Below are 6,371 nucleotides of genomic sequence, written 5' to 3'. Positions count from 1 at the left end.
CCGTAAAGTCCGCTGCGATCGCAGTCAATCGGGCGAGGAGCACATCGTGATTGACTTCACCGGCCAGGTCGCCGTGGTCACCGGCGCCGGCCGCGGGCTCGGTCGGCTGTACGCGCTGGACCTCGCCCGCCGCGGCGCCGCGGTGGTGGTCAACGACGTCGGCGGGTCCATGAGCGGCGAGGGCACGGACTCGGCCGCCGGCGCCGGCGTCGTCGACGAGATCACCAAAGCGGGTGGCACGGCGGTCGCATCCCACGACTCGGTCGACAGCCCGGCGGGCGGCCAGGCGATCATCGACGCGGCGATCGGCGCCTTCGGGCGGCTCGACGCGGTCGTCAGCAACGCAGGCGTTTTCGGCAGCGCGCCCTTCGAGGACCTCTCCCACGACGACTGGGCCCGTATGCTGCGCGTGCACCTCGACGGCGGCTTTCACCTGTCTCAGCCCGCGTACCGGGTCATGAAGAAGAACGGGGGCGGGCGGTTCGTGTTCATCTCGTCGTCCGCCGGCGTCTTCGGTCAGCCGATGGAGGCCCACTATGCCGCGGCGAAGGCCGGCCTGGTTGGGTTGACGAACGTGATCGCGATCGAGGGCGAGGCCCACGGCATACACGCCAATTCGGTTATGCCGACCGGGTTCTCGCGCATGGTGACCGAGACCGTGGGCGACGAGAAGTTCCTCGCCGAATCCGGCTTCATGCGGGCCATCCGCCCCGAGCTGGTCGTGCCGCTGGTGACCTTCCTCGCCAGCAGGGCCTGCACGTTCACCCATCGCAACTATTCGGCCGCCGCCGGCCGCTACGCGCGGGTGTTCGTCGGACTCGGCGAAGGGTGGCTGGCGGACCCCGAAAGCCAGCCGACGGCCGAAGACATCGGGGAACACCTCGAACAGATCTCGTTGACGGAGAGATTCTCGGTGCCCTCGTCGATCGTGGACGAGGTGTTGGAGGTGTGTGCACGACGCGGCGTCAGCGCGATGCCGGGCAACGCCGAGGTCAGCTTCCCCGAACCACGAGGCAGCTGAGGTGTCCGCCGTCGCCGACGTTGACCGGCTATCCGCTCAACCGTAAAGTCCGGCTAGGTCGCAAATTCACCAGAGAACAAGGAAAAGTGGACTTTTCATACCCGGCGGAAGTGGAACAGTTCCGCACCGAGTTGCGCGACTGGCTGGCCGCGAACCTGACCGACGAGCTGGTGGCCGCCCGTCGTCCCGCCGGGCGCGACGACGCCGCAATCGAAATGCTGCGCGCCTGGAGCGCGACGATGGCCGACGCGGGCTGGGCCGCCGTCTCGTGGCCCCGCGAGTACGGTGGCCGCGGCGCGACGGTGCTCGAGCAGCTGGTCTACACCGAGGAAACCACCCGCGCGCGGGCGCCCATGCCGCTCAACGTGATTGGGCTGAACAACATCGCGCCGGCCATCATGCAATACGGGACCGAATCCCAGAAGCACACGCTACTGCCCCGCATGATGCGCGCCGACGACATCTGGTGCCAAGGCATGTCGGAACCCGAAGCCGGCTCGGACCTCGCGGCGCTGCGCACCCGCGCCGTGCGCGACGGTGACGACTTCGTCGTCAGCGGCCAGAAGATCTGGACCTCGCTCGGGCACCGGGCGGACTGGTGCCAGCTGTATGTGCGCACCGATCCCGACGCACCCAAGCACAAGGGCATCTCCTGCCTGATCGTGGACATGTCCCTGCCCGGCATCGAAGCCCGCCCGCTGGTGACGCTCAACGGTGAAGCCGATTTCGCCGAGGTCTTCTTCCACGACGTACGGGTGCCGGCGGACGCGTTGCTCGGCCCGTTGAACGCCGGCTGGCAGGTGGCCACCACCACGCTCAGCCACGAACGGGCCGGGGCCGCAAGGCTATACGCCGAGATGCAGGTGCGGCTCGAGGAATTGGTGGGCGACCTCGCCGCGCACACCGACGCGCTCGACGACGCCGTGACGCTGCGCCGCCTGGGCGAAATCGCGCTCCGCATCAAGTATCTCGAGGTGCTGTGCCAGCGGTCGATCTCGGCCACGCTGCACGGCGGTGACGCCTTCGGTTCGGCCAGCCTCGCCAAGACCGTGTGGGGCGAGATCGGGCAGGACATGGCCGCTCTGGCCTTCGACGTGCTGGGCACCAGCGGGGCCGGCGCTCCGTGGGCGAACTACCGCCTGACGTCGCGGTCGCTCACCATCGCCGGCGGCACCAGTCAGATCAACAAGAACATCACCGCCCAGCGGGTACTCGGGTTGCCGCGCGGATGAACCTCGAACTCACCGACGAGCAGGCGGCGTTGCGCGACACCACCCGGCGCTTTCTCGCCGACAAGGCGCCGATATCGCAACACGTGCGCCCGCTGCTCGACGACCCGACCGGCATCGACGAGGCGGTGTGGCGTGGGCTTGCCGAGCTCGGGACGACCGGCCTGCTGGTCCCGGAGGAACACGGCGGCGCCGGCACGTCGATGGTCGAGGCCGGCATCGTGGCCGAAGAGCTGGGCGCCGCGCTGCATCCGGGGCCGTGGTTGTCGACCGCCGTCGCCGCGCCCCGGGCGTTGACCCGGCTCGGCGCGACCGGCGCCGGGGCCGGGCTGTTGGCCGGGATCGCCGACGGCACCACAGTCGCCACCGCCTGCCTCCCGGCCGATGCTTCCGTTGCCGCGGCCCGAGGGGAAGCGGGGGGCGTCGTGTTGCGCGGCGAGATCGCCGCGGTGCCCGACGCCGCCGCCGCGGACGTCCTGTTGGTTTTCGCCGAGGATGACGGCGGGCAAGGGCTGTTCGCCGTGCGAACGGACTCCTCGGGCGTTGCGGTCACGGCCGAACACGGTATCGACCAGACCCGCAAGCGGTTTCGCGTCACGCTCGACGCGGTGCCGGCGGAGCGACTGGCCGCGGCGTCGGCGGCCGCCGCCGCGGCGGCGGTCGACGACGTGCTGATCGCCGCCGCCGCCGACGCCCTCGGTGCGGCGCGCGCCGTCATGAACATCGCGATCGAATACGCCAAAACCAGAACGCAATTCGGGCAGCCGATCGGCTCGTTCCAGGCGGTTGCGCATCTGTGCGTCGACATGTTCGAGACCGTCGAACTCGCCCGCAGCGGCGTGATCCACGCGCTGTGGGCCGCCGACAACGCCGATCCGGCCGAGCGGCATCTGTCCGCGGTACGGACGAAGGCGTTCGCCGGGCGGCTGGCCACGGTGGGCGACACGGCCATTCAGGTTTTCGGCGGGATCGGCTACACCTGGGAGCACGACGCGCACCTGTACCTCAAGCGCCTGCTGAGCTGGAGCGCGTTCCTCGGTGGGCCCGACCGCTACCTCACGGAACTCGGTGCGCGCCTTGCGAAGAGGGACCGGCCATGATGGATATCGACTACCTGCTCGCCGCGACCCGCTCGGCGCGCAAGACGCTCGACCTGGACGCGCCGGTCGACAGCGAAGACATTCGGGAATGCCTGCGCATCGGGCTGCAGGCGGCCAACGGCTCCAACCAGCAGTCGTGGCGCTGGCTGGTGATCACCGACCCGGCGTTGCGCGAGGAGATCGCACGGCTGTACCGCGCGGCCTACCTGCTGCGTGTGGGCGGCCAACTGATCGCCGATTTCGTGCCGGCCGGGACGCCGGAGGGCCGGATCATGTCGTCGACCGAGTGGCTGGTCGAGCACATGGCCGAGGTGCCGCTGCTGGTGATTCCGTGTTACGAGCCGTACCTGCCGCGCATCGAGGGCGACGAATCGTTTCACCAGGCCACGCTCTACGGCTCGATCTTCCCGGCGGTGTGGAACTTTCAGCTGGCGCTGCACACCCGGGGATACGGCACTTGCATCACGACGCTGCACCTGCATCGCGAGCAGGAGGTGCGGGAGTTGCTGGGCATCCCCGAAACCTACGTGCAGGGCTGCCTGCTTCCGGTGGGCCGGCTGCGCGCGGGGCACACGTTCCGGCCGGCCCGGCGCAGGCCGGTCGCCGAGGTGGTCGTGCGCGACGGTTGGGACGGGCCAGGGCTCTAGAATGGAGGCCATCACCGCTGTTAGCAGGGCGTTCGCCGCGTCGGGTCTGATAACCTCTAACAAAGATTTGGTTCGGCGAGAGGGACGAATGCGTATGGTTGTCGAACCGCAGTCGTCCGGATGCGCGTAGCGCTGACCATGCCCAGAGCGGAGTCCTTGCGAGCCGGCGCCACAGCCGATTTGGGCACGCGCCGGACCGAAATCCTGACCACCGCGGCCTCGTTGATCGCGCAGTCGGGGTTGCGAACCTCGTTGCAGGAGATCGCCGACGCGGCGGGAATTCTTCCCGGCAGCCTCTATCACCATTTCGAGTCCAAAGAGGCGATCCTGATCGAGTTGATCCACCGCTATCAGGAGGATCTGGACCGGATCGGGCTTTCCGCGCAAGCGAAGTTGGACAAGGCCGACCCCCGCCCGGTCCCCGAGCAGATCGTCGAACTGGGCTCGGCGATCGCCAACTGCGCCGTGCAGCACCGCGCCGCGCTGCAGATGTCGTTCTACGAGGGGCCGAGCACCGACCCGGAGTTGATGAAGCTGACCCAGCAGCGCCCCGTGGCGATTCAGGAGGCGATGCTGCAAACCCTGCGCGCGGGCCGGTGGAGCGGCTACATCAAGCCCGACATCGATCTGCCCACCCTGGCCGACCGGATCTGCCAGACCATGCTGCAGGTGGGCCTTGACGTCATGCGCCACAAGTCCCCCGCCGACCAGGTGGCGGCCCTGCTTTGCCGAATCATGTTGCAGGGGTTGGCAACCCGGCCGCCTACCGACTCGGCGCTGTACCGGTCGAGTGCCTTCGCGGCCGCCCGGGACGTCATCGAGACCTGGTCGGACGACAGCGACGCCGACCCCAGCGACAAGGCGGCGCACGTCCGCGCGGTGGCGCGGACGGAATTCGGCCGCAAGGGCTACGAGGCCACCACCATCAGGGACATCGCCTCCGCGGCCGGCCTCGGCACGGGAACCGTCTACCGGGTGATCGGGTCGAAGGACGAACTCCTGGCGTCGATCATGGAATCGTTCGGCCGGAAGGTCGAGGCGGGCTGGGTCAGCGTCCTGCGCTCGAACGCGACGCCGATCGAGAAGCTGGACGCCTTGAGCTGGGTCAACGTCAATGCGCTCGATCGGTTCTCCGACGAGTTCCGCATTCAGCTCGCCTGGATGCGGCAATCGCCCCCGGACACCCCCAACCCGGGGTGGCTGTATGCGACGCGACTTCGGCAGATGAAAACGCTTCTTTCCGAAGGCATCCAATCCGGGGAGATCACCGCCGACGCCGCATCCACCGCCATGCTCGCCCGCTGCGTCATCGGCCTGCAGTGGATACCGGAGAACATCCTCGCCGACGTCGGCAAACGCGCCGCGCTCGTGCACGTCCGCGACACCGTTTTGCGTGGCGTCGCGGTTCGTGCGGGGTAGGTGTTGAACCAAAAAACTGTTACCCATACAGTTGGGCAATTAGAACCGCGTTGGCAGTGAACGAGAAGGGGATTTCCATGACTGTTGTCGATCGGTTGCGCTACGACGGCAAGCGGGCTCTCGTCGTTGGCGGCGCCACCGGCATGGGCGCGGCGGCGGCCAAGTCCGCGGCCGAGCTCGGCGCCGAGGTGATCGTGATGGACTACGCGCCGGTGAACTACGACGTCGCCAAGGCCATCCAGGTGGACCTGCGCGATCCCGCGTCGATCGACGCGGCGGTCGAGCAGCTCGACGGCCCGGTCCACGCACTATTCTCGGCCGCCGGCATCGCCGACGGGACAACCGACCTGATGGCCATCAACTTCCTCGGCCACCGCCACCTCATCGATCGCCTCCTCGAGAAGAACCAGCTTCCCTCCGGCTCGGCGATCTGCTTCATCTCCTCTGTCGCCGGCATGGGCTGGGAGAACGACCTGGAGCTGCTGACCGAATTTCTCGCCACGCCGGATTTCGCCTCGGCGCAGGACTGGGTCAAGGCGCACGAAGCGGAAGGCATCATCCACTACGGCTTTTCCAAGAAGGTCGTCAACGCCTACGTGGCGACCCAGGGCTACCCGCTGCTGAAGAAGGGCATCCGGATCAACGCGATCTGCCCCGGCCCCACCGACACCCCGCTGGCCCAAGCCAACGCCGACCTCTGGCTCACCTTCGCGCAGGACTACCGCGAGGAGACCGGCTCGAAGGTGCATACCCCCGAGCAGATGGGTGACGTGATGGCGTTCCTCAACAGCGCCGCCGCCTTCGGCATCAGCGGCATCACGCTGCTGGTGGACTACGGGCACACGATGGCCTCGCTCACCAACGCCTACCCGCCGGGCAAGCCGATCATCGACATCATCATGGGGCGGGTGAAGCTCTAGGGACGGGTGCCCGTTTCGGCGCCGGTACCGTCGGT

General features: G+C 68.2%; 6 protein-coding genes. All 6 read left to right on the top strand.

Features of this window, described 5'->3' with window-relative positions; genetic code table 11:
• Positions 1 to 46: 46 nt before the first annotated feature.
• The 6 genes from A5730_RS20845 (at position 47) to A5730_RS20820 (ending at position 6,336) form a co-directional block, all read left to right on the top strand.
• Positions 47 to 1,021 (top strand): SDR family NAD(P)-dependent oxidoreductase, encoded by a 975-nt coding sequence (locus A5730_RS20845; protein ID WP_067904687.1) that lies wholly within the window; start codon positions 47 to 49, stop codon positions 1,019 to 1,021.
• Positions 1,022 to 1,107: 86 nt separating this feature from the next.
• Entirely contained in the window at positions 1,108 to 2,253 is a 1,146-nt protein-coding gene (locus A5730_RS20840) for an acyl-CoA dehydrogenase family protein (protein WP_067904684.1), read from the top strand.
• On the top strand, positions 2,250 to 3,350 hold the full coding sequence (locus tag A5730_RS20835; RefSeq protein WP_067904681.1) for an acyl-CoA dehydrogenase family protein: 1,101 nt from the start codon (positions 2,250 to 2,252) through the stop codon (positions 3,348 to 3,350). The genes A5730_RS20840 and A5730_RS20835 overlap by 4 nt, the downstream gene beginning before the upstream one ends.
• Positions 3,350 to 3,997 (top strand): nitroreductase family protein, encoded by a 648-nt coding sequence (locus A5730_RS20830; protein WP_067904679.1) that lies wholly within the window; start codon positions 3,350 to 3,352, stop codon positions 3,995 to 3,997. The genes A5730_RS20835 and A5730_RS20830 overlap by 1 nt, the downstream gene beginning before the upstream one ends.
• Before the next feature lie 138 nt (positions 3,998 to 4,135).
• On the top strand, positions 4,136 to 5,416 hold the full coding sequence (locus tag A5730_RS20825) for a TetR/AcrR family transcriptional regulator (protein WP_067904701.1): 1,281 nt from the start codon (positions 4,136 to 4,138) through the stop codon (positions 5,414 to 5,416).
• Positions 5,417 to 5,493: 77 nt separating this feature from the next.
• Positions 5,494 to 6,336 (top strand): SDR family oxidoreductase, encoded by an 843-nt coding sequence (locus tag A5730_RS20820; RefSeq protein WP_067904698.1) that lies wholly within the window; start codon positions 5,494 to 5,496, stop codon positions 6,334 to 6,336.
• Positions 6,337 to 6,371: the final 35 nt, after the last annotated feature.

The organism is Mycobacterium sp. ACS4054, from assembly GCF_001667275.1.
In the GTDB taxonomy this organism is placed as follows: domain Bacteria; phylum Actinomycetota; class Actinomycetes; order Mycobacteriales; family Mycobacteriaceae; genus Mycobacterium.
The sequence above is the reverse complement of the archived record's forward strand: the minus strand, read 5'-3'. Positions and strand labels throughout refer to the sequence as shown.

What these genes read in the sequence shown, in the direction of transcription:
- A5730_RS20835 (WP_067904681.1), top strand. Translation starts at nt 2,250, where the DNA reads ATGAACCTCGAACTCACCGACGAGCAGGCGGCGTTGCGCGACACCACC.
- A5730_RS20830 (WP_067904679.1), top strand. Translation starts at nt 3,350, where the DNA reads ATGGATATCGACTACCTGCTCGCCGCGACCCGCTCGGCGCGCAAGACG.
- A5730_RS20825 (WP_067904701.1), top strand. Translation starts at nt 4,136, where the DNA reads ATGCCCAGAGCGGAGTCCTTGCGAGCCGGCGCCACAGCCGATTTGGGC.
- A5730_RS20820 (WP_067904698.1), top strand. Translation starts at nt 5,494, where the DNA reads ATGACTGTTGTCGATCGGTTGCGCTACGACGGCAAGCGGGCTCTCGTC.